General features: G+C 67.2%; 20 protein-coding genes. 7 read left to right on the top strand and 13 right to left on the bottom strand.

Features of this window, described 5'->3' with window-relative positions; all coding sequences use genetic code 11:
• Nucleotides 1-35: 35 nt before the first annotated feature.
• Complete coding sequence (locus IFT71_RS04425) at nt 36-407, bottom strand: hypothetical protein (protein WP_192139346.1); 372 nt, start codon at nt 405-407, stop codon at nt 36-38.
• A gap of 191 nt (nt 408-598) precedes the next feature.
• On the opposite strand from IFT71_RS04425, the gene IFT71_RS04430 reads away from it, so the two are divergent.
• From IFT71_RS04430 to IFT71_RS04440, 3 genes are all read left to right on the top strand, one after another.
• Nucleotides 599-1057 carry a DUF4126 domain-containing protein gene (locus IFT71_RS04430; RefSeq protein WP_192139348.1) on the top strand — a complete coding sequence of 153 codons (459 nt, stop codon included), beginning with the start codon at nt 599-601 and terminating at the stop codon, nt 1055-1057.
• Nucleotides 1058-1236: 179 nt separating this feature from the next.
• Nucleotides 1237-1659 carry a hypothetical protein gene (locus tag IFT71_RS04435; RefSeq protein WP_244180579.1) on the top strand — a complete coding sequence of 141 codons (423 nt, stop codon included), beginning with the start codon at nt 1237-1239 and terminating at the stop codon, nt 1657-1659.
• Nucleotides 1660-1671: 12 nt separating this feature from the next.
• Nucleotides 1672-2253: a hypothetical protein gene (locus tag IFT71_RS04440; protein ID WP_244654770.1), complete on the top strand. Its 582-nt coding sequence runs from the start codon at nt 1672-1674 to the stop codon at nt 2251-2253.
• A 103-nt stretch (nt 2254-2356) separates the two neighbouring features.
• Here the strand turns inward: IFT71_RS04440 and IFT71_RS04445 are convergent, their stop codons facing one another.
• The 5 genes from IFT71_RS04445 to IFT71_RS04465 all read right to left on the bottom strand — a co-directional run bounded on the left by IFT71_RS04445 (nt 2357) and on the right by IFT71_RS04465 (nt 8761).
• Complete coding sequence (locus IFT71_RS04445) at nt 2357-3010, bottom strand: SOS response-associated peptidase family protein (RefSeq protein WP_192139350.1); 654 nt, start codon at nt 3008-3010, stop codon at nt 2357-2359.
• A gap of 60 nt (nt 3011-3070) precedes the next feature.
• On the bottom strand, nt 3071-5524 hold the full coding sequence (locus IFT71_RS04450) for a S9 family peptidase (protein WP_192139352.1): 2454 nt from the start codon (nt 5522-5524) through the stop codon (nt 3071-3073).
• A gap of 87 nt (nt 5525-5611) precedes the next feature.
• Nucleotides 5612-6436 carry a hypothetical protein gene (locus IFT71_RS04455; protein WP_244654771.1) on the bottom strand — a complete coding sequence of 275 codons (825 nt, stop codon included), beginning with the start codon at nt 6434-6436 and terminating at the stop codon, nt 5612-5614.
• 28 nt (nt 6437-6464) lie between these two features.
• Nucleotides 6465-7397 (bottom strand): lysylphosphatidylglycerol synthase domain-containing protein, encoded by a 933-nt coding sequence (locus IFT71_RS04460; RefSeq protein ID WP_192139354.1) that lies wholly within the window; start codon nt 7395-7397, stop codon nt 6465-6467.
• Between the two features lie 68 nt (nt 7398-7465).
• A complete protein-coding gene (locus tag IFT71_RS04465; protein ID WP_192139356.1) occupies nt 7466-8761 on the bottom strand; it encodes a glycosyltransferase family 4 protein in 1296 nt (431 codons plus the stop codon).
• 149 nt (nt 8762-8910) lie between these two features.
• On the opposite strand from IFT71_RS04465, the gene IFT71_RS04470 reads away from it, so the two are divergent.
• From IFT71_RS04470 to IFT71_RS04485, 4 genes are all read left to right on the top strand, one after another.
• Complete coding sequence (locus tag IFT71_RS04470; protein ID WP_192098823.1) at nt 8911-9588, top strand: response regulator transcription factor; 678 nt, start codon at nt 8911-8913, stop codon at nt 9586-9588.
• Nucleotides 9585-10946, top strand: coding sequence for an ATP-binding protein (locus tag IFT71_RS21830; RefSeq protein ID WP_192139358.1), 1362 nt, complete (start codon nt 9585-9587; stop codon nt 10944-10946). The genes IFT71_RS04470 and IFT71_RS21830 overlap by 4 nt, the downstream gene beginning before the upstream one ends.
• Before the next feature lie 137 nt (nt 10947-11083).
• Nucleotides 11084-12256 (top strand): MFS transporter, encoded by a 1173-nt coding sequence (locus IFT71_RS04480; protein ID WP_244654811.1) that lies wholly within the window; start codon nt 11084-11086, stop codon nt 12254-12256.
• Nucleotides 12257-12339: 83 nt separating this feature from the next.
• On the top strand, nt 12340-14208 hold the full coding sequence (locus IFT71_RS04485) for a gamma-glutamyltransferase family protein (RefSeq protein ID WP_192139360.1): 1869 nt from the start codon (nt 12340-12342) through the stop codon (nt 14206-14208).
• Nucleotides 14209-14224: 16 nt separating this feature from the next.
• Here IFT71_RS04485 and IFT71_RS04490 read toward each other — a convergent pair whose 3' ends face one another.
• The 7 genes from IFT71_RS04490 to IFT71_RS04520 all read right to left on the bottom strand — a co-directional run bounded on the left by IFT71_RS04490 (nt 14225) and on the right by IFT71_RS04520 (nt 25089).
• Entirely contained in the window at nt 14225-15628 is a 1404-nt protein-coding gene (locus tag IFT71_RS04490; protein ID WP_192139362.1) for a TolC family protein, read from the bottom strand.
• Nucleotides 15625-16704, bottom strand: coding sequence for an efflux RND transporter periplasmic adaptor subunit (locus IFT71_RS04495; protein ID WP_192139364.1), 1080 nt, complete (start codon nt 16702-16704; stop codon nt 15625-15627). Before IFT71_RS04495 ends, IFT71_RS04490 begins: the two co-directional genes overlap by 4 nt.
• Nucleotides 16694-18382 (bottom strand): ABC transporter transmembrane domain-containing protein, encoded by a 1689-nt coding sequence (locus tag IFT71_RS04500; protein ID WP_037531815.1) that lies wholly within the window; start codon nt 18380-18382, stop codon nt 16694-16696. Before IFT71_RS04500 ends, IFT71_RS04495 begins: the two co-directional genes overlap by 11 nt.
• A 93-nt stretch (nt 18383-18475) precedes the next feature.
• Nucleotides 18476-19375, bottom strand: coding sequence for a hydrogen peroxide-inducible genes activator (locus IFT71_RS04505; protein ID WP_031394538.1), 900 nt, complete (start codon nt 19373-19375; stop codon nt 18476-18478).
• 66 nt (nt 19376-19441) lie between these two features.
• Nucleotides 19442-20896 carry a glucoamylase family protein gene (locus IFT71_RS04510; RefSeq protein WP_192139366.1) on the bottom strand — a complete coding sequence of 485 codons (1455 nt, stop codon included), beginning with the start codon at nt 20894-20896 and terminating at the stop codon, nt 19442-19444.
• Between the two features lie 66 nt (nt 20897-20962).
• Nucleotides 20963-24025, bottom strand: coding sequence for a TonB-dependent receptor (locus IFT71_RS04515; protein WP_244654772.1), 3063 nt, complete (start codon nt 24023-24025; stop codon nt 20963-20965).
• The gene (locus tag IFT71_RS04520; RefSeq protein WP_192139368.1) at nt 24022-25089 is read right to left on the bottom strand and encodes a LacI family DNA-binding transcriptional regulator; all 1068 of its coding nucleotides are present in this window, start codon (nt 25087-25089) and stop codon (nt 24022-24024) included. The genes IFT71_RS04515 and IFT71_RS04520 overlap by 4 nt, the downstream gene beginning before the upstream one ends.
• Between the last annotated feature and the right edge of the window lie 160 nt (nt 25090-25249).

The raw sequence follows: 25249 nt of genomic DNA on the forward strand, positions 1-25249 counted from the left end.
AGATCCGGGCGCTGCGCTGCGCTCGCAGCCCGGCTTTACTGATAGCGGAGCGTCCTTTCGAACCCTTCATTGGTCTTGGCCATCTTGGCGATCTTGCGCAGCTGGCTACGGACATGGCGCTGGAACCGGATATCGTCATAGATGCCGGTCGCGGTATAATCGTCCTGCGCGATCAGGTCCTTGAGCCGTTTTGCAAAACCGGTCTGATCCGCGGTGCAGTCCGGCAACTGCAGCGCCCGGCAGGCCCATTCCTCGGCAGCCGCCTTGTCATAATCGTCCTGCGCCTCGTAGCCGCGCCGGTCCGCCATTGCCTGGTCAAGCTTCGCCGCGGCAAGCCGTCGCTCGAGCCAGGTTTTGACCAGGGTCCCGTCCCACGCCGCGCTTTTGGTATTCGCCGGATCATTCATCGTTCGCTCCAATGCTTTCCGGCATATGCGCAAATCGGGGGCGTTCAAGCGCGTTTGCGGGCGCCGCTCTGCGTAACGGGGTGATGCCCGGGTCGGTGCAGGATCGAGCGGCGCGCAGGAATGGAGCGCATTGACGGTGTCATCCGTTGACGAAGCCGATCAGACGATCGCTCCAACCGACAGGATCCCTTATGCTTCGTTCCCTTCTGATAGGCCTGGTGGCCGGCCAGCGTGCGATGACGCCGCTTGCTGCACTGGCCGGCGCCGCACAGCGCGGCACACTCCCCGAGGACACCGCCGGGGCGCGTCTGATGGCGGTGCCGCTGATCACCGCCGGGGGCGTGGCGATGGCTGCGGCCGAAATGGCCGGTGACAAGATGAAGACCGCGCCCGATCGTACGGTATTCCTCGGCCTGCTCGCGCGCACGATCACGGGCGGCTTCGCCGGTGCGGCGCTCGCCCCGCCAAGGCGTCAGCTGACGGGCGCAGCGCTCGGGATCGGTGCGGCGATCCTGTCGTCCTATGGTGGCCTCGCCGCCCGCAAATGGGCGATGGAACGCTGGGGGCAGACGAGCACCGGGTTCGTCGAGGACGCGATCCTGATGTCCGCGGCGACCGCGATCGTTCACGCCAGGCCGGCGCACGCCTGACGCCGGATCGCCGTCAGCGGCGGCCGCCACGCCTCCGCTGACGGCACGATCTCCGACTAGATCTGGCTATTCTAATACTTCGCTTCGTCACAATACATCAGATATCGATCTATTGCCTCCGGCTCCACCTTCTCGCGCACTAACAACAGTGATAAGCGCGGGATATTACGGGGGGATCTATGATTCGAGCAATCATTCTGGCTGCGGCATTTGCGGCGACGGTTCCAGCAGGGGCTTCGGCGAAGGATGATCCGAACACGCTGACGCACGGCATGGTGCAGATGAACCTGAAGGTCGGCACCACGACGCAGGCACAGATCATCGAGGCGTTTGGCGGGCCCAATATTACCACCATCGATGGTTCCGGACAGGAAATGTGGGTCTATGACCGCCATGCCACGGTGTCTTACGACAAGACATCGGGGTTTTCGATCGGCCTGTTCGGCGGCGGTGGTGGCGGCGGCGCCGCGGGGCTTGGCGGGCTGGGGTTCAGCAACAAGAAGTCGCGGTCGAGCCAGTCGTCGCGCGCCATGACACTCGTGATCAAGTTCGACGCGAACAAGGTCGTCAGCGATTTTCAAAGTCGCAGCAGTTCGTTCTAAGGGGGAATATCAATGAAGAAGTTTTTCGTAGCGCTCGCCATGGCGGGTGCATGCCTCGACGCGTCTGTCGTCCTTGCAAAAAAGCCGGTCGTCATGTCGTCGCTCGAACTCCAGCAACTGCAGGGTCGGGATATCGAGGCGAGCAAGGATCAGGTGTTCGGCGCCGTCATGTCGGTGCTGCAGGATTCGGGATATCGTATCCAGGCCGCCGACAAGGACACCGGACTGATCACCGGTATCGCGTCGACCAAGGGCAAGATGTCGTACAGCTTGTGGACCGGTTTCGGTAAATCGAAGAAGACGCCGATCGTCTCGGCCTTTATCGAGCAGACCAGCCCGTCGACGACGCATGTGCGGCTGAGCTTCGTCATGGGGAAAGTCAAATCGACCGTCTATGGCTCGGGGGCGCAGGACGAAGAGCCGATCTACGACGTGTCCGTTTATCAGACGGCGTTCGAGCAGATCAACCAGACCGTGTTCATCCGCCAGACGATGAAATCCCCGGCCGCGACGGTGGCGTCGCCGGGTGCGCCGATCGCCGCGACGCCTGTCGCCACCACGGTCGCGCCCGCCGCGCCGTCCGCCCCCAAGTGACGATCGGTCAGGCGGGCGGCACGCCGCCCGCCTGACCATGGTTGGGGGTGATTACCGTTTGGCCTCGGCGCGCGGCCCGATGCCGCGCTGGGTGGTTCGACGCTTATAGCAGGGTGCGGCCCGTAGGTGCGGCGGTGCGGGTCGGAAAGACGGGGCCGCGCACCGTCATCCGGCTGGCCGGATAGGGGCGCTGCAGTGCGACGACGTCGTCGTAGCGACCGGCGAGCCAGAGCGCGTGATCGTCCGGATGCAGGATGGTGATCATCGCCTTGGGGTGGATCGGCGCGACCAGTTCGTTCGCGTCGCAGGTGACCATCGCGAAATAGCGCTGCTCGCCGATCTGGCGCCAGAATCCGGCGATCGCAAACACGTCCTGGTCGATGACGTCGAACCACATCTCGCCCTTGATCGGCTTTTTCCCGTCGCCGCGATCAACGGGGTCGGGCGTCCATTCGCAGAATTCGGTGAGCGGGATCAGGCACCGGTTTTCGGGGTTCGCCGCAAGCGCTTTCCACTGCGGCAGCGCGAGGTTGCGGACGTTGGTCATCGGCCATGGCGCCTGCCCGGCGGTCACGTCCCACTGCATGACATCGAGCCCGCGGGCCCCGTCCTGTTCGCGGATCACATAGGCGCGGCTTTTGGGATAGAGCTCGGTCGGATTGAACCGGTTATCCATCGGCCTTGGCGTCAGCCAGCCCGCGCCAAAGACTTGGGTCAGGGTTTCGGGCTCGCCCTCGAACCGCGCGCGATTACACATGGGGTGCCGATGCGATGGGACCGGCCGTCGCGCAAGCCCGCGGAAAGGAGCAACGGCCGGTCATGGCCGGCGCTCCGCCGTCTCCGGCGCTGGCTTCGGCTTCACGTAGCGGTCCAGCCAGTCCGTCATCTGCCACAGCGTCTCTTCGGTCGACTCCAGCGCGCGATAGCCGTGCGGCTCGTTCGGCAGGACGACGTAGCGCACGGTCGCACCATTGCCCTTGAGCGCAGCGTACATGCGTTCGGACTGGATCGGGAAGGTCCCGCTATTGTCGTCCGCGCCGCCGTGGATCAGCAGGATCGGCGCCTTGATCCGGTCGGCATAGGTGAACGGGCTCATCTCGGTATAGGTCGGCGTCGCCTGCCAATAGGTCCGCTGTTCCGCCTGGAACCCGAACGGCGTCAGCGTGCGGTTATACGCGCCCGACCGGGCGATGCCTGCGCGGAAGAGATCGGTATGCGCCAGCAGATTGGCGGTCATGAACGCGCCATAGCTGTGCCCGCCGACCGCCATGCGGGTCCGGTCGGCGACCCCGAGCTTGACGACGGCATCGACCGCCGCCTGCGCATCCTGCTGGAGCTGCTTGACGTAGGTGTCGTTCGCCTCCGTGCCGCCTTCGCCTATGATCGGCATCGCCGGATTGTCGAGGATCGCATAGCCCTGGGTCAGCAGGAACAGATGGCTGATGCCGCGTGGGCGCACGAAGCGATTGCCCTGATCGACGGTCTGCCCGGCGACCTTCGCATCGGTGAATTCGGCGGGGTACGCCCAGAGCAAGGTCGGCAGCGGCCCGTCGCGCTTCGCATCATAGCCCGCGGGCAGGTAGAGCGACCCGGACAGTGCAAGCCCGTCGGCGCGGGGATAGGTGATCGTGCGCTGCGTCACGCCGGCGAACACCGGGGCAGGATCCGCGAACGCGGTGACCGGCTTGGCGCTGCCGCCCCTGACGCTGCGCACGACGTAATTGGGGGCGAGCTTTGCGCTTTCGCGGCGCGTGAGGATGCGCTGCCCGGTATCGTCGAGCATCGCGACGACGGTTTCGTAATAGGGCGGCTTGGCGGACCATAGCCGCGTCTGTTCGCCGCCTGTAAGCGGCAGCGTCGCAAGGAAGGGGAAGGCGCCCGCCTTGGAAGCACCGTCGCCGGTGACGTAGACGGCCTTATGGTCCGGGGTGAAGCGCATCACCGGTTTGCCCGCGGCGTTCGATTCGACGACCGGCCGACCCGGGTCGCCATATTGGTCCTGGTAATTGCGGGTCAGCAGCGTCCGCGCTTGGCCCGGTCGCGCCGGTGCGACCGCAAGCCGGTGTTCGGTCCGCGACCGCCATTTACGGTCGACGACCAGCGCGAAGCCGTCATCGCCCCAGAAGGTCGTCGCATAGCGCGCCGGGGTCATCGCCAGATCGACCGGCACCGCTTCGAACGGTGCCGCCTGCATCTTGACCACGTCGTGGAAGGCGACCTTCGCACGCGGATTGCCGCCGTCGAGCGCCTCGGCCCAGACGAGCGTGGCGGGGGCGTCGGATCGCCACATCGCCTCGCGCGGACCCTTGACGGTGGCGTCAAAGTCGACCGGAAGATCGTCGGCAAGCGGGCGATCGACCAGCGTCCGTACCGGCTGGCCATCGATCGTCGCGACGGCGATCTCGGTCGGGAAATAGCGCGCGGGCAGCAGATAGGAATAGGGGCGCTTGAGCCGTTCGGTCAGCAGATACCGGCCGTCGGGCGAGACGCTGAACTCGGTGATGAGCCCGGGCGCCCCGATCGGCCGGGTGGCGCCCGACAGCGCGATCCGGACGAGCTGGCCCGTGAAATAATGATCGAACAGGGCCTCGTCCTGCGCATCGCCGAGCAAATCTTCATAGGTTCGCGCCGCCGACGATCGGCCCGCGCTTTCCTGGACGACGGGCCCCTTCGGCGTGTCGCCGGCGACGGGCGCGGGGCCGCGGTTCGCGGGGACGGTGTAGGCGATCAGCGCCGTGCTGTCGGGCATCCAGGTGAACGGCGTGCCGAACGTGCCGTTCAGGCCCTTGGCCACCATGCGCGCGTTGCCGTCACGCTCGGCGATCCACAGCGAGAGGCCGTCGGGCTGCTGTGCATAGAAGGCGAGGCGGGTGCCGTCGGGCGACCAGTCGGGTGCGGCAAAGCGCAGTCCGGCAGGCAGCGCGACATTAATGGTCTTGCCGCTCGCCAGATCCTTGAACTGCAGCGCGTTCAACCACTGCACGCGGACCTCGGCCTGACCATTGGTCGCGGGATCGATGCGATAGCCACCAAGCCGCAGGATCGGTTTGGACAGATTGGCGATCGACGGAAGATTCTCGCGACCGAGGATCGCGAGCGTCCGGTGGTCGGGGCTGACCGAAACGCCTGGGGTGGGCGGCGTCTCCAATGCCCGTGCGATCCCATCGGGCGCTCGGTGATAGGGCGTGCCCGGCGTCTGCGCGCTGGCGCCGGAGACGACCTCGCTGGTCGTGACGAGGAGGAGAGCGATCAAACAGGCACTGGCGCGCATTCATAACCCCTTGTTCTGATATGTCAGGGGTGTGGCATGTCGGGCGTGCCGGCACCAGCGGGCCCGGCCTGCGTGGCAGCTGGGACCTCAGAATTCGCGGATGATGCGCAGGCCGATGCGCGGTCGAAATGGACCCGACACGGCCCGTTCGGCGCCCGCACCGATCTGCGCCGAGACCTTCCGCCCGATCGCGCGGTGCAGCTGTGGCATCAAGAGCCAATGGCCGCTCGCCCCCGTCTGCCGGTTCACCTCGAACCCGAGCACGGTGCCGTCATCGACATCCCAGAATGTCGAGTGATTGACGATCAGCCCGGTGCCCTTCGTGCTCCTGAGCGTCACGTCGCCCGCGCCGATCATTGTCATCGTGCTCAACCGTTCGCCGAAGCGGTTGCCGAGCAGATAGACCAGGCTGCTCGACCACCCCCCGTCGCGGCGATTGTGGAGCCCGAGATACTGGACGCCGTGGATGCTGCGTCCGCCGCGAAACGTGCCGAACGTCCCCTGCAGCCCCATCTTAAGATCGGTCAGCCGGCCATTGGTGAACGGCAGCTCGAGTTCGACTGCAAAGCCGTCGGCGACCGCATATTCGACCTCGGGCGCCCATTCGACATGGCGCGACGGTCCGCTGAGATTGACCTGGGCGAGCGTGTTGGTCTCGAGCTCGCCGCGCCGCGCGCCGAGTGGCCGGACCATGTCGAAGATCATCGGTTCGGGGATGGCGGGGATCGCTGCGGATGTCGCCCCCGCGATCGCGGTCGCGCCCGGTACCGGCTGGGCCTCTGCCGATCGCGTCTGCGCGGCAGCGCCGGTGCTGGCGGCGAGGAGGGCGGGGGCGCAGAACGCTGCGAGGGAGAACGGGGCGCAGGGCCGCGCGCGGATGATCATGGTGACGGGTTCCGGTGGCTGGAGCATGAGGACATGCGCTCATCGCCGCGCCGACTTACGCCGACCTTACGCGGGCCCGCAGGTCGACTTCATGAAGCGCGAACAGCACCATCCCGATGGCGAGCGGGATCAGGAAATAGACCATCCGATAGGCGAGCAAGGCCGCGAACAGCGTCGCGCGGTCGATCTCGGGAAGGCTCGCCAGCATCACCGCTTCGAACACGCCCACGCCGCCCGGGGCATGGGTAATCAGTCCCGTCGTGATCGCCACTAGGTACCCGAGCAACAGGCCGGGAAGCAGGGCAAGCGACGCGCCGGGCAGCAGGACGACCAGCACCAGCGCCGCAAGGACGAGGTCGATGCTCGCCAGCATCATCTGGATCAGCGCCTGCCGCGTGCGAGGCACGGGGATCGAGCGGCCGAACGCGACGATCATCCGACCGCCACGCCGGTGGAGCAGGATCAGCACCACGCCCAGCAGGGCAAGGCTCGCCGCGCCGATCGCGGCGTGGACCGGGTAGGACATCGCAAGGCCGGCAATCGCCAGCTTGTCGGGACTGGTGACAAGCCCGATCCCGAGCAGCAGGAGCACCCCGGACCAGAAGGTCAGTCCGGTCAGCACCATGACATGGCCGACTTCGCCGATCGTCAGCCCTGCGGGCCGGTAGATCCGCAACCGTGCGGTTCCGCCAGTCAGCAGCGCGAACCCGAAATTGTGACTGAAGACATAGCTGGTGAACGAGGCGAGCGCCGCACGGGGATAGGCCACCCGTCGCCCGATGACCCGCAGCGCTATCACGTCATAGCCGGTCAGCACGCCGTAGCTGGTTGCGGTGATCCCGGCCGCGAGCAGCAGCCGGACCCAGCCGATCCGCGTCAGCGCGTCGCGGACGTCGGACCAGTCGACCCCGTCGAGCAGGCTTGCGAGTGCCGACAGGGCGATCGCGACGACGGCGAGCATCGCGGCAGCAGCGGCTGCCGTTCGCACCGACGACGATGACAGGAGACGTCGCCACCCTGACGGCGTCCGGGCGCTGCACTGTTCTGTCACGTCGCTCAGCCCGCGGCCAACCGGTTCCGCCGGAGTGCCGGCGCGGCACCCGGATCGGCGGTTGCCGACGCCGTATCCGTGCCCGACAGCGCACGATAGGCGTCGAGGACCATCGCCGACGCCGTGTCCCAGTCATAGGCCGCGCTTGCCGCGCGTGCTGCCCGGCCCATCGACGCACGCAAATCCGAGAACAGTGCGAGACGGCGAACCGCGGCGACCGCCGCATCGAGATCGTTCGCGGCGAAGAACATGCCCGTTTCCTTGCGCAGCAGGTTGCGTCCACTGGGGATGTCGACGCACACGCTCGGCAATCCCGATGCCATCGCTTCCAACGTTACGTTGCCAAAGGCTTCGGTAATGCTCGGATTGACGAAAATATCCGCGCTGGCGACTGCGCGGGCCAGCCTGTCGCCCGACAGGCTGCCGAGGAGGATCGCGTCCGGCAGGCGCTGCGTTAGCCAGTCCCGTTCGGGCCCGTCGCCGACGACCACCGCCCGGATCGTGGCGGCAGTTCCGCACGATTCTTCGGTACCCTTGCGAACCGCGTCGACGATGTCGGCGAACAGCGCCGGTCCCTTCTCGCGGACCAGCCGGCCGAAGAAGAGCAGGACGATGTCGGTGTCGGCGATGCCCATGTGCCGACGCCAGGCCAGATCGCGGTGGCGCGGGGAGAAGGCGTCGCGATCGACTCCGCGACCCCAGAGACGTGTTCGCTCGCCAAGCCCCTTGGCGGAAAACTCGGCGGCGATGGGAGGGGTGGGCACGAGGATCGCGTCGCTGCCGGTGTAGAACCGGTCGAGATGCCGTTCCACCATTGGCCGGATCAATCCCGCACCATAGAATTGCGCATAGGTCTCGAACCGCGTGTGCAAGCTGGCGACGACCGGGACGCCCATCGTCCGCGCCAGCCGCTGCGCGGCAACGCCGGTCCAGTCGGGGGCGGACAGGTGGACGATGTCGGGGCGGAAGCGTTCGACATCGCGCCGCACGCTCGCCGGCAATCCGAGCCCCAGCCGATACTCGCCGCGACCTGGAATCCGGACCGACGGGACCGACACCAATGTGCCTCTGGGAGCAAAGGCGGGGCGGGGCGATGTCGGTGAATAGACCCGGACGTCGACGCCGTCGCGCTCAAGATACCCAACAAGGCGGTTGAGCGCCTGGTTGGCGCCGTCGCGCAGATAGTTGTAGTTGCCCGAGAACAGGGCGACCCGGCGCGGCTGGTCGGGCGCCGCACGGACGCGGGACACGGCGGCGCGGGTCGCTGCAAGCCGTTCGAACGGGCCAAGGATATCGGACATGGAGACACTCTGATTTTTGCTGACGGCGCATCGCGCGACATCGATCGGGATCGAGGATCGGTCGGCCTATCCCGTCCGGCTTACGCCAGCCTTACAGGCGGCCATCGGCGCGGGCGGTGCGCTCCGGGCAGCCCGACCGGGGAGCGTCGATGCGGATCCTGATCGTCGAGGACCATGCCGATCTGGTCACGATGCTGATCCGGCTGCTCGGCGAGGCGGGCTATGCCGCGGACGCGACCGCGACGGCCGCCGATGCACGGCTGATCCTGTCCTATACGCGCTATGCCGCGGTCATCCTCGATCTCGGGCTGCCGGACGGCGATGGCCTGTCGGTCGTGCGCGAATTGCGTGACCGCGACGATCCCACGCCGGTCATCGCGCTGACCGCGCGGGCGAGCGTCGCACACCGCGTGACCGGGCTTGAGGCGGGGGCCGACGACTATCTCGCCAAGCCGTTCGCGCCCGAGGAACTGCTCGCGCGCATCCAGGCGCTGCTCCGGCGCAGCGGCACGATTGTCGACCGGACGATCGATTGCGGCAATGTCCGGTTCGATCCGGCAACGCGCGAGGTCACCGTTGCCAGCCGGCCGACCGTTTTGTCCGCGCGCGAACTGGAGGTGCTCGCCGGGCTGATCCGCCGCACGAGCCGGGTGGTGACTAAGCAGCATCTCGAACAATTGCTGTTCGGGCTCGCCGACGATCTCGGGTCGAATGCGGTCGAGGTCTATGTCCACCGGCTGCGGCGTCGCCTGGCGGAGTCGCAGGCGACCGCGGATATCGTTACGGTCCGAGGAGTCGGCTACATGATGCTGGAGCGGGACGCGTGACGCGGCCGCCACGGTCGCTGATGGCGCAGATCCTGCGCTGGCACGCGATCGCGGTGCTGATCACCGCCGTGGCGGTGGCCGGCGGGGTCTATCTGTTTCTCGACACGACGGCGGCGCGGATCCAGCATCAGACGGTCCACGTCCATGCCCAGGCCCTGCGCCAGGCGCTGTCGCAGGACGCGACCGGAAGGTTGCACCTGACCCAGGACGGGACCAGCGCCGCGGTGTTCGCGCCGGGTGCGGGCTTTGCATTCCGCATCGTTGATCCGCGTGGAACGGTGCTGTTCCGGTCGGACTCGCCGATCCTGGTGCCGCTCGCGGCTATCCCGCTGAGGGACGAGGAGCGCTTCTTCCGCCGGCAGTCGCGGCACGCCTTCTATGCCGGCGCCAGCAGTCCGGCGCGCGTCGGAAGCGCACGTGTCTGGATCGTCGTCCTGCAGAATCTGACCCACCCGGACTATATCCTCGACGACCTGCTCGCGCAGTTCCTGCTCTACGGTCTGGCGATCGTGACGCCGGTCCTGCTGGTTCTGCTGGCGATCGACGTGCTGATCATCCGGCGTGCGGTCTCGCCGGTACGGCGAGCCTCCGCATCGCTGCGGACGGACGATGCGCTGCCGCTCGATCTGCGTCTGCATGACGACCGGCTTCCGGCCGAGGTGCGTCCGCTCGCGCGCGCGGTCAATGCGCTGCTGGAGCGCCTGACGTCGAGCTACCGCATGCAGCGCGACTTCATCGCCGATGCGGCGCACGAACTGCGCACGCCGATCGCGGTGGCCAGGCTTCGGGTCGAGGAGGTCGAGGATGCTACGTTGCGGGCGACGCTGCGCAGCGATCTCGACACGCTCGGCCGCATTGTCGAGCAGGTGCTGGAGATCGCCGAGCTCGAAACCGTCGCGCTGGATACCGCGGCATCGGTCGATCTCGTCGCGATCGCGACCGACGGCGTGGCCTCGATCGCACCGCTGGCGATCCGCCAGGGCAAGTCGATCGCGCTGTCGACGGGGGCGGACAGCGTGATGGTCGCGGGCCATGCGGCCTGGATCGCCAAGGCGCTGGGCTGCCTGATCGAGAATGCGGTCAAGCATAGCGGGCCTGGCCGTCGGATCGACGTGACGATCGGGACAGACGGCACGCTGGCGGTCTGCGACGACGGCCCCGGCATCCCCGAGGCGGATCAGCCGTCGATCTTTCGCCGTTTCTGGAAACGCGATCGTGCCGCATCCGCCAGCAGCGGGCTGGGGCTGGCGATCGTCGCGCAGGTTGCGGAGGCGCACGCGACGCGGGTGGTGCTCGCGTCGCGGCCGGGGCGGACCCGGTTCGCGATCACCTTCCGCACCGCATTGATGCGCCGCTGATCGCGAGCCCATCTTCGCCACTGACGCGCTCTTATCGGGCATTGCACCATGGTCCACATAGCGGGCACGCGGTCGCAGAGGAGTTTGGTATGACGAGTATCGTGCAGGACCGTGGCCCCTTGGAGCCGGATGCGTCGATGCCAGGCCCGTCGGGCGGACACCATCTCGGTCGGGGGCTGACGTTCGTGATGGCCGCGGCGGCCGGCGTTGCCGTCGCCAATATCTATTACAACCAGCCCATGCTGGGGATCATCGAGCGCGACCTGCCCGGGGCCGCGACCAGCCTGGTGCCGACCGCGACCCAGCTTGGCTATGCCGCGGGGCTGTTCCTGCTGGTGCCGCTCGGCGACCTGGTCGAACGCCGGCGTCTGATCGTCGTGCAGTTCCTGGGGCTGGCCGCGGCCCTGATCCTCGCGGCGATCGCACCGAGCGCGGCGATGCTGATCGCCGCGTCGCTGCTCGTCGGGATATTCTCGACCGTCGCGCAACAGGTCGTGCCGTTTGCCGCGCATCTGGCAAGCCCGGAGCGACGCGGAGCAACGGTCGGGACGGTCATGGCGGGGCTGTTGTGCGGCATCCTGCTCAGCCGGACGCTGGCGGGGTTCGTCGCGACGCATGCCGGATGGCGGGCGATGTTCTGGCTGGGCGTGCCGATGGCGCTCGGCGCGGGGGTGGTGATGGCGATGCGGCTGCCGCGCAGCGTCCCGACCGCGGATCTCGGTTATGCAGGGCTGTTGCGGTCGCTCGGCGGTCTCTGGCGGGAGTTCGGCGCGCTGCGCAAGGCCGCCATCACGCAGGCGCTGCTGTTCGGCGCGTTCAGCGTGTTCTGGACGATCCTCGCGCTCCATCTGCAGAGTCCGCGCTTCGGTCTGGGGGCGGATATCGCGGGTCTGTTCGGGGTGGTCGGCGCGGTCGGCGTGCTTGCCGCGCCGGTCGCCGGGCGTATCGCCGACCGCCGCGGTCCCAGGCTGGTGATCCTGCTCGGGGCCGTGCTGACGCTGGCAAGCTGGGCGGTCTTTGCGCTGTGGAGTTCGATTCCGGGGCTGGTGGTCGGCGTGATCCTGCTCGATTTCGGTGTGCAGAGCGCGCTCGTCTCTAACCAGCATGTCGTTTACGCCCTGCGGCCCGAGGCCCGCGCCCGGCTCAACACGATCTTCATGGGGGCGATGTTCCTCGGCGGCGCGGCGGGATCGGCCGGCGCGACCTGGGCATGGCACATGGACGGCTGGGTCGCGGTCACCGGCCTGGGCGCGGCCTTGTCCGCCGCGGCGGTGCTGCTTCAGATCGTCGCGGCCAGACGCCGGCGCTGATCCGTCGAGGCGCCGCCGATTTCAGCCACTTGCGCCGATCGCCCCTGCGGGCAACAACCATGTTTGGTCCTGGGAGTTCGCCAATGCATCGTCGCACCTTCATCGCATCGCTGCCCGCGGCGGCGCTGCTTCCGACACTCGCGTCTGCGCAGCGCGGTACAGCCAGCACCGACCCCGCCCCCGGCCCGGGTCAGGGGGCAGCACCCGCGACGGATACCAATCCTACATTCTGGGCGCCCGGCGAGGAGCGCTTCCTGCGCCCCGACGTCCATGCCGGCGACCGGCCGATCGGCGCGAGCTTCGCGTCGCGCACCGCGGTCTATGGCCTCAACGGCGCGGCGGGGACCGCGCATCCGCTCGCGACGCAGGCCGGGATCGACATCCTGCGATCGGGTGGCTCCGCGGTCGATGCGGCGATCGCGATCAACGCGTGTCTCGGCTTCCTCGAGCCGACGTCGAGCGGGATCGGCGGGGATGCCTATGCGATGATCTGGGATCCCAAGGCCAAGGCGGTGGTCGGCCTCGCGGGCTCGGGCAAATCGCCGCGCGGCCTGAGCCTGGAAACGGTGCGGTCGCGCGCCAGGAACGGCGCGTTGCCGCCGCTCGGCGCGCTCAGCGTGTCGGTGCCGGGGACGGTCGACGCGTGGTGGACGATGCACCAGCGCTACGGGAAGCTGCCCTGGGCGGCGCTGTTCCAGCCCGCGATCGCGCTCGCCGAAGCGGGCGCGCCGGTGCCCGACATCATCGCTTATTATATCCGCCGTAGCCTCACAGCGTTCCGCCGTCCGGGAAACGGGCTCGAGGAGTCCGCCAACGCGCTGCGCACCTATGGGCTGGCGGACGGCAAGGGGCCGGCGGCGGGGGGCGTGTTCCGCAATCCCGACCTCGCACGCACCTATCGCGCGATCGCCAGCGGCGGGCGCGATGCGTTCTATGAGGGCGACATCGCGCAGAAGATCGAGCGCTATTTCAAGCGGATCGGCGGCTGGCTGTCGGCGGCGGACCTCGCCGCGCACCATTCGGAATGGATCGCGCCCAGCACGACCGACTATCGCGGCACGACCGTCCACGCGCTCGGCGCGAACACGCAGGGGCTGGCGACGCTACAGATGCTCAACATCCTCGAGCGGTTCGATCTGAAGGGCGCAGGCTTCCAGTCCGCGCTGTCGATTCACTTGCAGGCCGAGGCCAAGCGCCTCGCCTATGAGGATCGCGCGCGCTATTATGCCGATCCGCACTTCGCCAAGGTGCCGGTCGAGTGGCTGATCTCAAAGGACTATGCCGCACAGCGCGCCAAACTGATCCGCCCCGACCGATTGCTGACCCCGGTCTATCCAGGGCAGGCGCCAAGTCACGGCGACACCACCTATTTCAGCTGCGCGGACAAGGACGGCATGATGGTGTCGATGATCCAGTCCAACTTCCGCGGGATGGGATCGGGCCTCGTCGCGGATGGCCTCGGCTTCATGTTCCAGGATCGCGGGCAGCTGTTCAGTCTCAAGGACGGTCACCCCAACATCTATGCGCCGGGCAAGCGGCCGTTCCAGACGATCATCCCGGGCTTCGCGACGCGCAAGGGCACGCCGTGGATGAGCTTCGGGGTGATGGGCGGCGACATGCAGCCGCAGGGGCAGACGCAGATCATCGTCAACCGCGTCGACTATGGGCTCGAAATCCAGTCGGCGGGGGATTCGCCGCGGTGGCATCACGAGGGATCGTCGCAATCGATGGGCGAGGATACGCCCGGGCTCGGGCCCACCGGGCTGCTCCGGCTTGAAACCGGGGTGCCGGTCGCGACGCGCAAGCGGCTGGCCGACATGGGGTGGACGATCGGCGATCCCGATGGCGGCTTCGGGCGCTACGAATGCGTCGAGCACCGGATGGACGGCGACACCCGGGTCTATGCCGCGGCGAGCGAAATGCGCGCCGATGGCTGCGCACTGGCCTATTGAGCAGGGCGGGGCTGGCCTAGCGGTCCAGCCCCAGTGCGACACGGTCGGCCGTCGCGGCGGCGAGTTCGGCGCGCGCGGAGGCGATGCGCGCCTGTGCGTCGATCAGGCGGACGCGCGCATCGGTCGCGGTCTCCTCGCGCTGGTTGACCAGGAAGAAGTCGCCCGATCCCAGCTCGAAGCGGCGGCGTTCGGCAACCGCGAGCCGGTCGGCAAGACTGCGTTCCTCCTCCGCGATCCCGGCAAGCCGTTCGGTCGCGCCGACCGCGATGACGATTCCCTCGACCTCGATCGCGATCTGGTCGCGCAGGAAGCGACTGCGCTGTGCCAGTGCGTCGATCTCGGCGCGGGCTTCGGCCACGCGCCCCTTGGCGGCGCGATTCTGAAGCGGGACGCTGAAGCGGAAGCCGACCGCCGCTTCGAGCGGCGTGCGGTTCGGTCCGCCAAGACCGACCGGGCCGACATCCTTGCCGACTTCACCGCGCAGGTCGAGCCGGGGCGACAGATCGTTTTCCGCCAGCATCAGCCGAGCGGTCGACTGGTCGATCCGGGTCAGGATCGCCCGGTAATCCGGCCGCGTGACCGCTGCCGCGCTCGATCCAGTCGGCGCGACGCCGGCAAGTGCGCTCGTGTCCGCGGGCAGCCGGTCGGGTGATACGAGCAGCGGTGCTCCCGCATCGTCGCGCAGATAGAGCGACAGTGCGTTGGCGGCGGTGGCGATATCCTGTTCGGCGCGCACGACGAGCGCGCGCCGGCGGACGAGGTTCTGGTCGTTTTCGGTCAACAGGATCTCGGGTCGTGCACCCAGCGTCACCAGCCGCCCGATCGCGCCGCGCCGCCGCTCCGCAAGGTCGAGCAGGTCGCGATAGGCACGCAGTCGCAACCCCGCGGCGACCCAGGCCTGATAGGCGTCGACCGCGCGGCGCTGGACGCCGATAGCGACCATCTGCGCCTCGAACCGCGCGACGTCGATGTCCGCGCCGGCGACGCTGCGCCGCGTTCGGCGTTCGTCGACCACGCGGTCGCGCAGCAAGGCGAACAGCGCGCCGACCTTCGCCTCGCCCAGCCGGTTGGTATAGGCCTGATCCTCATAGACCGGAAACGTGCCTCGCGACGCGCGGTAGCCACCATAGACATAGCCGCCATTGGTCGTCAGCGGCCGCGTCACGCGGCTCTCGACCACCGTGCCGTCATAATAGCCCGCGACGCGCGACTTGCCGTCGACGTCGAACACCGTGTCGAATGCGCCGTCCGCCGACAGCGATCGCCCCTCCGCCTGGCGGACGCGCGCGAGTGCCTCGACGATCTGCGGGGCCGACCGCGCGGAGGCACGCAGCACCTCGTCGAGTGTCAGTGGGGCGGGCTGCGCGATCGCTGCCACCGGGCATAGCAGCACTAGCACCGCAACGAGGAACCGGGTCACTTCTTGCCGCCCTCCTCGTCGGACGCCTTCGCATCCATTGCCTTGGCCTCGCCTTTTGCGGCTGCCGCCGGGCGCCGGCCGAATTCGAGCGGGAAGTCGTTGAGCTGGCGCCAGAGTTCATAGCCGACCAGCACCGTCTCGCCCTGCACCCAGCCGCGCACCTTGCCGCCGGGGCGGACGAATTCGCGCGCGGGCCAGGCAGGCTTGCCGGGCTGGGGCTCGACCAAGATGCGGAACAGCCCGTCGGGGGCGGCATTGGGATCGATCGTGCGGACGCGGCCGTCGAACATCCCCTGTGCAACCGATGGCCAGCCGCTGAACTGGATCGCGGGCCAGCCCTCGAATTCGAGGCGGACCGGGCGGCCGGGACGCAGCACCGGCACGTCGCGACCGTCGACGAACAGTTCGACCGCGCGCTCGACGCGCTCGGGGGCGATCACCGCGAGCACCGTGCCGGGCGACACCATCGATCCGCCAGTCGTGGCGTTGAGCTGCTGGACGCGACCGTCGCGGGGTGCGCGGACCATCTGGGCGGACTGGCGGTTGAGCTGGATGTCGATCCGGTTGAGCTTGGCGCGCGCCTCGGCCAGCTTGGCGCCTGCATCGGCGACCTTGATCTGGGTCTGCTCATAGTCGCGCCGCGCGGCCAGCCCCTCGGCGAAGAGCTGCGCAGTACGCGACACGTCGATCCCGGCGACCGCGCGGCTTTGCTGGACCGCGGCGATCTCCGCCTCGACCTGCGCCCGTTCGGCGCGCAGACGCGAAAGCAGGTCGGGGTCGAGATCGACGACGCGCGCGATCGGATCGCCGCGTTCGACATGCTGCCCGTCATGTACGTACCAGCGTTCGACGCGGCCCGGCACGAACGCCGTCACCTGCTGCTGCCGATCGTCGGGATCGAGCGCGACGACCTGGCCGGTGCCGTTGGCGGTCTGCACCCAGGGGACCAGCGCCATGATCGCGATCGCGACCGCGATGCCGATAAACAGCAGCCACGCGACCGTCACCGCGCTGCGCGGTGCCCGCATCTTCGCCAGTGTCGGGAAATGTGCGATGCGATCGGGACTATACGGCATCGTTCGACTCCGTATGCGCGTCAGCGATCAGCGCGGCATGGGTGGCGAAGCGTCGCTGGCGATGCGGTTCGAGCCGGAACCAGCCATCGAGGACGATGTCCTCGGGCCGGCCGGTACACAGCAGGGTGGTCGTCCCGGCCGCCTTCAGCCGGCGCAGCACGTCCGCCAGCCGCTCCGCGGGGATCAGGTCGCACAGCTGCGAGAGCATCAGCACGCGTGGTCGCACGAGCAGCGCGCTGGCCAGCTTGAGCGCGACGACCTCGCCGATCGCCAGCGGATAACCCGACGCGGCAAGCGGGGTGTCGAGCCCGTGCGGGAACTGCGCGACCCGTTCGCGCAGGCCCACGGCGTCGAGGACTTCGAGCATCCCGCCCGGGTCCGATCCAGCCGCCGCGGCAAGCGACAGATATTCGCGGATCGTGACCTCGACGATCGTCGGCCGGTCGAGCACCATCACCGCGGATCGCAACAGATACATGTCGAACGTCGCCATGTCGGCGCCACCGACCGTGACCAGCCCGCGCTCGGGCACGATGTGGCGCTTGAGCACCATCGCCAGCAGCCGTTCGGCCCCGCCATCCGCCAGCGTGACGAGCTGTTCGCCCGCCGCCAGCGAGAAGTCGAAGCGCGCACCCTCCACTTCGACGGCTTCGAGCCGGACGGCGCCATCGGCGGGCGCCTGTCCCGCGGTGGCGGCCGCCTGTTCCTGCGGTATCGCGAACAGCAGCGACAATTCCTCAGCGCTCGCGATCAGGTCGTAGAGCGTGTCGAGATACCAGCCGAGCTGCGACACACCGTAGAACACGCCGCTGAGGATCAGTTCGGCCGCGACGAGCTGTCCGATCGACAATTCGCCGCGCAGGATCAGATTGCCGCCAAGCGCAAGCAGCGCCGCGCTGGCAAAGGCATAGAGCAGCAGGAAGGCCACGGTCTGCGCGAAGCTGTAGCGGAAATAACGTTCGTGCCGGTCGACATAGGTTGCAGTGACGGCTTCGGACCGATCCATCGCGAAATCGAGATGGCGGCTCGATTTGTAGAAGCCGTTCGATCCACCCAGGCTTTCCAGCCAGCGGGCGGCCTCATGCTTGGCGTGACTGAGCGCGACCGCGGAGCGGATCGATCCGCGCGACCAGATCGTCCAGATCGCGAGCACCAGCAGGATCAGCAGCGCGTTGAACGCGAGGAAGAAGGGGTGGTAGAAACTCGTCACGACCAGTCCGACCGCGGACTGGAGGATGATCGTGAACGCCCCGATCACCAGGCTCGGCACCGCCTTCTGCACCACGACGAGATCGAAATATCGGTTGAACAGGTCGCCGCGATTCTGATCGGCGAAGAAGGGGTTCTGCGCGTGGACGGCGCGTTCGGTGATTTCGGCGACGACGCGCGCGAAGAAGCGCCGTTCGAACAGCGCCATGACCCAGAAGCGCATCGCGCTGAGCCCGGCCACGAACAGCAGCAGCACGAGCAACAGCCCGGCCAGCGTCCATAACGGTGCGGGCAGCGCGGTGTTGGCGACGCTGTTGATCAGCAGCTGCACCGAGATCGGCGTGGCGAGCGACAACAGGCTGATCGCGACGCCGTACACCATTGCGAGGCGGAGATAGGGCGTATCGGGTGCAACGATCTCGCCCAGCCAGCCGCGTGCTTCACGCCATCCGATTCGTTTGCCTGCCACCTGCGTCATCCAACTGCTCGAGTCCGCAATCAGAATTGCCGCACAGTGTTATTGATACAACTACGGGGCGGCTATATCATCGATAGGATAAACCTATGGTCCGACCGCGCGCAACAGGTCGGCGATCAAGTGATAGGCGGGAGCACGGCCCGCGCCGATGCGCCACAGCAGTCCGATCTCGCGATATTGTCGGCCATGGCTGAACGGCCGCACGATGACGTCGCCACCGTCGCGCACTTCCTGGCGGACATAGAGCTCGGGCAGCAAGGCCAGCCCCATGCCCATCCCGGCCATCTGCCGGATCGCGTCGAGACTGGTGCCCTCATAATCATTGAGCACGACCGCGCCGACTTCACCGGCGATCGCGGCGACCTGTTGGGCTAAGCGATAGTCCGCGACGAGCGTCAGCAGGTTCTGACCGCGCAGATCGGCCATCTCGATTCCAGCCTTGGGGGCCAGCGGATGGTCCGCCGCCATCGCCAGATACAGCGCCTCACGGAACAGGCGCTCGGTATGGAATCCGCGCCCCGCGACCGGGAGCTGTGCGAGGATCAGGTCATGGTCACCCGCCGCGAGTCCGGCGGTCAGCGCGGACGGCAGGCCTTCGCGGACATGGATGCGCAGCGTCGGATGGTCACGGTGCAGACGCGCTACGAAGGTCGGCAGCAGATAGGCGCCGAGCGTCGGCGATACGCCCAGCCGGATCGTCCCGACCAGCGCGTCCGCCGAAGCGACGCGTACCTCCTCCAGGTCCGCAAGGTCGAACAGGATCCGACGCGCGCGCTCGAGAAGCTCGCGGCCGAGCGGCGTCGGGATCGCAGGCCCGCCGCGTTCGAACAGTGGCGCGCCGAGAATCGTCTCGAGCGCGCGGATCTGTTGCGAGAGCGACGGCTGCGACACGCCCATCCGTTCGGCCGCGCGCGTGAAGCTGCCGTTTTCGGCAAGCGCGACGAAATAGCTGAGCTGGCGGATGGTGGTCCTGGGGCGATGCATGCGTCATCCTATCGCGCCCGAGCCTGCCTTGCGCACCTGTTATCGCGTCATCGCCCGGTGCGGCGATCAGGTCAGCCAGCCTCCGGTAAACCCGGCGCGCTGCAACCCGCGGCGGATATGCGGATTGCGGCGCATGGTCGTCCAGACGAGGCCGGTGCGCCAATTCTCCATCATGACCACGATCGCACCCTGGTCGATGCCCAGATAATCGTCGTCCACCCACCCTGAAGCGGGATCGACGCTGCCATGCTTGAGCGGCACCGACGTGGCCGTCAGCGTCGGGTTGAACGAATCGAGAAAGCCGTATTTGCCGTAGATGCGGGCGCCGTAGCGGGCGTGCATCGTCTCGATCGCGCGGCGCGACAATTCGGGTTCGAACGCGATCGATGCCGCTGCCGCGGTCGGGGCCAGCGTCCCGTCGTCCCGGTCGCCGACGCCGCGCGCCGCATAGCTGAAGAATTCGCGGCGGCGGCCACCGATGTCGATGGCGAAATCGCCGGGGCCGTCGCATGCGGTCAGCCCCCAGACATCGGGGCCATAGCCTACCCAGCCTTCGGGGTTGGCGATCGCATAGGCGCGCTGGGCGCGGACGGCGCGGCGGCTGTTCTCGAAATAATCGATGCCCTTCGCCGTCATGTAGCGGTCGCGAATGCCGCGGAAGTCGATCCAGCAATGGCTGTACTGATGGATGAACAGTGCGGGAAACTGGACGTGCGGCTCGCCGCCCCAGCGGTCGCCCCACTGCGCATCGAACCGGCTCGTCCACGCATCCCAGCTCTCTGCCGGTAGCGCGTGCGTCGGCGAGCCGAGCGCGAGGATATAGAGCAGCAGGCCTTCGTTGTAGATGTTCCAGTCATGCGGGATGAAGCCGCTTTCGGGATGCCAGCCCATCGCCATGAACGGCGCACGCGGGGTGATCCAGGTCCAGTCGATCGCGGCATAGAGCTGGTCCGCCAGCGCACGGATCCGGACGTCGCCCGGATGCTCGGTATCGAACCAGCTCTGGGCGAACAGCACGCCGCCGATCAGCAGCGCCGTGTCGATCGTCGACAGTTCAGCCCGCGCGAAGCGGTGACCCTTGGTCCTGCCGAGGAAATGGTAGAACAGGCCCTTGAAGCCGCTGTCGTCGCTACGGCTGTCGCCCTGCGGGGCGGCTGCGAAGAATTCGAGCGTGGCCAGGGTCCGCGCGCGCGCCTGGTCGCGCGTGATCCAGCCATTCTCGACCCCGATCGGATAGGCGGTGAGCGCGAAGCCGACCGCAGCGATCGACGCGAAGGACGGGGTCGGCCAACGATCGGGTGCAAGCCCCGTGACGGGATCAGTCGTGTCCCAGAAATAGCGGAAGCTGCGGTGATGGAGGTCCGCGAGCAACGCGCTCGGCATCGGCGTAGCGATGGTCCCGGGGCGGGGTAGGGCCGCGCTGGGGATGGGCGCACTGGGGCGGAACGGCGCGGCGCAACCGGCCATGAGTCCCGCCAGGCCGAGCGTGCTGTGGCCCAGCATCTGCCTGCGATCGATCATGATGTCCTTCGGGTCTGGTCTTCAAAAGGAGCGGGGGCGTGGCTGGGCCACGTCCCCCGGGGCAGGTCAGAAGGAGAAACCCGCCGACAATTTGACCGTGCGCGGTGCGTTGCCGCCCGTGCTGTAGGTCGACCGCCGACCGTAATTCGGATCGAGCGGGCTGTTGTTGAAATCGACGTAATTGCGGTCGTTCATCACGTTCAGGATATCGAGCCGCATGCGGATCTTGGTCTGATCGGAGATGAAGCCGAGCGGGACATATTTCGTGAACGCGAAATCGAGCTGTCGGCGACCCCAGAGATCGCCAAGGCCATCGGCCTCGCGCCCGACCAGCGTCCGCGAGAACGGATCCGAATTGTCGATGAACGCCTTGAGATAGATCGGCGATTCGATCTGGAACTTGGTCGAGATCGTCACCCCGATCGGCGTATCGACGCTGCCCGCAATGACGAACCGGTGGCGCGGCACGCCCGACGAGCGCAAGGTCGGATAATCGGAGAGCTGGGCGAAATCGAGCGAATAGGTTTCGCCGAACTGCCGGTTCTCGTCGGCCTGCGTGTAGGTGTAGGTTGCGTCGATGCTCCACGGCGAGGCCGCTGAATAGGTCTTGGTCAGCTTGAAATAGACCGCATCGGAATTGGTCTTCAGGCCATTGGTGCCGAGAATGATCGACCCGAAGCCGTTCGGCGAGAAGGAGAACGGCGACTGCGGCACGTCGGTCGGGTTGGCCGGATCGTTGAAGAAGAAGCTTCCATCGGGGCGGCGGTTGCCGAGCAGGAATGCAAACCCGTCATTGCTCTCGATATGCGTGAAGCCCAGCTCGAGTTCGACCGGCGAGAAGCGGCCGCGCAGACCAAGGCTGAACTGGTCCGAATAGGGCAGCTTCAGGTCGTTGTTCATCATGACGATCGCGCGGCCGCCGCCGCTCGCCGAGGTTGCCAGCTGCTGACGTCCGGCCTCGGTCAGATAGACCGGATCCCATGCGATACAGGTCTGGCTGGGTACACAGGGGTTGAGTGAATCATTGCCGATGAAGTTGAACGTGCGGACCTGATAGGCGCCCTGGCTGACCTCCTGCTGCAGGAAGTCGAACTGGTTGCGATCATAGGAGCGGCCATAGCCCCCGAACATCGAGAAGCGTCCGGCTTCGTCGAAGCGATAGGTGAATCCCAGACGCGGCTGCCAAGCGCCCTTGAACGCCTTCCGGTTGTTGCCCGTCGAGATATAGTCGTTGATGTCGTAGTCGGCGCCAATGAGGTTGCCGTAATTGGCGGGTGACACTGCTGCGACATTCTCTGCCGAGGTGGCATAATCGAGATAGGCCGGCGTCCGCTCATAATCCCAGCGCAGGCCAAGATTGAGCGTCAGGTGATCGGTGACGTCCCAATCATCCTGCGCATAGAAACCGATCTGGAAATTGTTCGACCGGACGTTGGGATTACCCGCCGCGACGGCGGCACCGAACTGGAGCTGGTAGGGCAGCGTGTCGTTGAAGGCGACGCCGGGAATCGCGTTGACGTCATAGGTATATTGCGGGTTGGTCAGATTCTGCTCGCGCGTGTTGAGCTTCACCCATTTCGCCTTGGCGCCGACCTTGATCGTGTGCCCCTGAAGACCGGTGAAGGTGAAATCGTCCTGGACGGTCCAGCCCTTCTGCCCCTTGGTCTGGAAGTTGCCACCGGCGCCGGCGCGAAGCAGATCGGTGCGCTGCGTGCCGCTGCCGATCCGCTGCGTCGCCTGGAAGAACTGCGTGATGCCGTCGGTCGCGGGCGTCGGCGAGAAGACCACATCCTCATACGAGACGCGCGCGTCGTTGATCCACGTATTGCCCGTATGCTGCCAGCGCAGCAGGCCGCGCTTGTCGACGACCTTGTTCAGCGTCGACGTGCTCGCGGCGTTGATGCCCGTCGCGTTCTGCAGCCCGGATTCGTTGCGATATTTGCCCGACAGCTCGATCAGATCATTGTCGGTCGGCACGATATCGATCTTGCCGAAGTACAGGTCTTCCTTGAACCGCTGCGCGAAGGTACCGAAATCGTCCCGATATTGTTCGGGGATCGACGCGACCGGATAGCCGTTCTCGGGTCGCACGTCGTACGGGCTGGTGATGCGCTTGCCTTCATAGGTGAAGAAGAAGTGCGCCTTGTCCTTAATGATCGGGCCGCCCAGGGCCGCGCCGAACTGCTTGTTGCTCGTGTCCACCTTCGGAATCGTGGTCGGGAAAATCTCGCTCGGGCGACGGTCGCGCAGCTTCTGGTTGGTGTAGTCGAAGAAGCCCTCGCCGTGGAATTCGTTCGTGCCCGACTTGGTCACCGCGGTGATCGCGACCGAGCTGACCTGGTCGAACTCCGCCTTGTAGTTGGACGACAGCACCTGATATTCGCCGATGCCGAGCTGCGGGAAGGGGTTGCCGGGCGACGAATCCTGGCCGGTGATGCCGTTCTTGAGGACGTAATCCTTCTGGCTGACGCCATCGACGAACACATTGACGGTGCGGCTGTCCTGGCCGCCGCCCTGAATGCGCGACGCGCCGCTGGCGTCCTCGATGAAGCGGACGCCCGGTGCGAGATCGGCGAAGGCAAGGAAGTTGCGGTTGTTCTGCGGCAGTTGCTCGATCAGGCGCTGCGTGATGTTGCTGCCGACCTGGCCGCCCGACAGCGAGCGGATCCGGTTGCCGGTGACGACGATCTCGTCGCCCGTGCCGCCGGCGGGGGTTGCCCCGGTGTCCGCCGTCGGATCGGGTTCGGCACCGGGCGTTGTCGGCTGAGCGGCGGGGGGCGTCGCGGCGCTCGACAGGTCGAGGTCGAGCCCGGCGCTCTGCCCGACGCGCAGCGTGAAGCTGTCGGAATTGCGCGTGCCGGTGCGCTGCTTGATCTCGAGGCGATAGGTGCCTGCGCGCAGCGACGCGAAGTTGTAGCCGCCAGCGGCGTCAGCGGGCACCGTGCGACGCAGGCCGGTCGCGACCTCGACCGCGGTGACCTCGACGACCGGATTGTCCGCCGGCGCGGTGATCGTGCCGCGTAACGACGCCTGGCCGACCTGGGCGGCTGCCGGCGCTGGGGCGAACAGCACCCCGCCGGACAGCGCCGTCAGCGAAAGCGCTGCCGCACGCAACATCATCTTGGTCATGGTCGTTCCCCTGTTCCCGATTGATCGGGTGTCTCGTTGTGGATTGTGGATAGAAATGCGTTGGGTCGTGCCGCGTCGGGCTGGCCGGTCGATTCGCGTATGACGACGACCGGGACGCGCTGCTCGGGCAGGCCATGGTCCTGCCCGGCAATTGCGCCTGCCAGCCGTGCGACGCCGCGCGCACCGAAGGCCGCGATGTCGATGCTCGCGGTGGTCAGCGACGGCGTGATGAGCCGGGCGAGCGGGATGTCGTCGAAACCGGCGATCGCAATCTGCTCCGGAACGGCAATCCCGGCCCGTTTCAGCGTCATCATCGCGCCGATCGCCATCATGTCGTTCGCGGCGAAGATCGCATCCGCGTCGCACCCCTCGTCGAGAAGGGTCGCGGCGGCGGCGATGCCCGAGGGTTCGTTGAAGTCCCCCTGCAGGATGCGCAGCGCGACGCCCGCACGCGCGCAGGCGTCGCGCGCGCCGCGACACCGTTCCTCCGCATCGATATTCCCCTCGGGGCCGGTGATATGGACCAGCCGGCGGCGGCCGGTCGCGATCAGATGCTCGACGATCGCGGCGGCGCCGGAGGCGTTGTCGATGCGCAGTTCGGCGCGGCCGGGCTGCCCCGGCGCACAGTTCAGCAGCACCGCGGGCATGTCGCGCGGCAGGTGCGCGAGCAGCTCGTCCGCCGCGACCTGAGGGGCCATGACCAGCAGCCCGTCGACCCGACCGCGCATCGCGTTCAGCGCCGCCACACCGCGCGCCGCGTCGCCGTGCATCCGCATCAGCATCAGGTACAGCCCGCGCTCCGACGCCTCGCGGTCCATGCCGCGCAGCAGTTCGGAGAAGAATTCGCCGTGAAGATCGGGGATCACCACGCCGATCATGCCCGAACGGGCCGAGCTCAGGTGTCGCGCCGCGGCATGCGGGACATAGCCGAGCCGCGTCGCGACCTCCTCGATATGCTTGCGCAATTCGGGGCGGACGCTGGCAAGCCCGTTCATCGCGCGCGACACGGTCGCCACCGACACCGCGGCCTCGCGGGCAATATCACGGATCGTGGCGTGCGACATGGCTGGTCAGGATCCCCTCTGGCGTCGGCCGTCGTTCGCGGCTGGAAATGTTGTTCTTGATGTAACCGGTTACATGATCCAGAAACGGGGATCAAGAACCTTGCAACGATCATCAGCCCGGTGGAGCCGGGCGGTCGAAACAGGCACGGACAAAGGGTTA

The organism is Sphingomonas sp. CFBP 13733 (assembly GCF_014841795.1).
GTDB lineage: Bacteria > Pseudomonadota > Alphaproteobacteria > Sphingomonadales > Sphingomonadaceae > Sphingomonas > Sphingomonas aerolata.

Bases quoted from the DNA above. Each gene is read 5' to 3' on its own strand.
- IFT71_RS04425 (WP_192139346.1), bottom strand. From the start codon at position 407: ATGAATGATCCGGCGAATACCAAAAGCGCGGCGTGGGACGGGACCCTG.
- IFT71_RS04430 (WP_192139348.1), top strand. From the start codon at position 599: ATGCTTCGTTCCCTTCTGATAGGCCTGGTGGCCGGCCAGCGTGCGATG.
- IFT71_RS04435 (WP_244180579.1), top strand. From the start codon at position 1,237: ATGATTCGAGCAATCATTCTGGCTGCGGCATTTGCGGCGACGGTTCCA.
- IFT71_RS04440 (WP_244654770.1), top strand. From the start codon at position 1,672: ATGAAGAAGTTTTTCGTAGCGCTCGCCATGGCGGGTGCATGCCTCGAC.
- IFT71_RS04445 (WP_192139350.1), bottom strand. From the start codon at position 3,010: ATGTGTAATCGCGCGCGGTTCGAGGGCGAGCCCGAAACCCTGACCCAA.
- IFT71_RS04450 (WP_192139352.1), bottom strand. From the start codon at position 5,524: ATGCGCGCCAGTGCCTGTTTGATCGCTCTCCTCCTCGTCACGACCAGC.
- IFT71_RS04455 (WP_244654771.1), bottom strand. From the start codon at position 6,436: ATGCTCCAGCCACCGGAACCCGTCACCATGATCATCCGCGCGCGGCCC.
- IFT71_RS04465 (WP_192139356.1), bottom strand. From the start codon at position 8,761: ATGTCCGATATCCTTGGCCCGTTCGAACGGCTTGCAGCGACCCGCGCC.
- IFT71_RS04470 (WP_192098823.1), top strand. From the start codon at position 8,911: ATGCGGATCCTGATCGTCGAGGACCATGCCGATCTGGTCACGATGCTG.
- IFT71_RS04480 (WP_244654811.1), top strand. From the start codon at position 11,084: ATGCCAGGCCCGTCGGGCGGACACCATCTCGGTCGGGGGCTGACGTTC.
- IFT71_RS04485 (WP_192139360.1), top strand. From the start codon at position 12,340: ATGCATCGTCGCACCTTCATCGCATCGCTGCCCGCGGCGGCGCTGCTT.
- IFT71_RS04495 (WP_192139364.1), bottom strand. From the start codon at position 16,704: ATGCCGTATAGTCCCGATCGCATCGCACATTTCCCGACACTGGCGAAG.
- IFT71_RS04505 (WP_031394538.1), bottom strand. From the start codon at position 19,375: ATGCATCGCCCCAGGACCACCATCCGCCAGCTCAGCTATTTCGTCGCG.
- IFT71_RS04510 (WP_192139366.1), bottom strand. From the start codon at position 20,896: ATGATCGATCGCAGGCAGATGCTGGGCCACAGCACGCTCGGCCTGGCG.
- IFT71_RS04515 (WP_244654772.1), bottom strand. From the start codon at position 24,025: ATGACCAAGATGATGTTGCGTGCGGCAGCGCTTTCGCTGACGGCGCTG.
- IFT71_RS04520 (WP_192139368.1), bottom strand. From the start codon at position 25,089: ATGTCGCACGCCACGATCCGTGATATTGCCCGCGAGGCCGCGGTGTCG.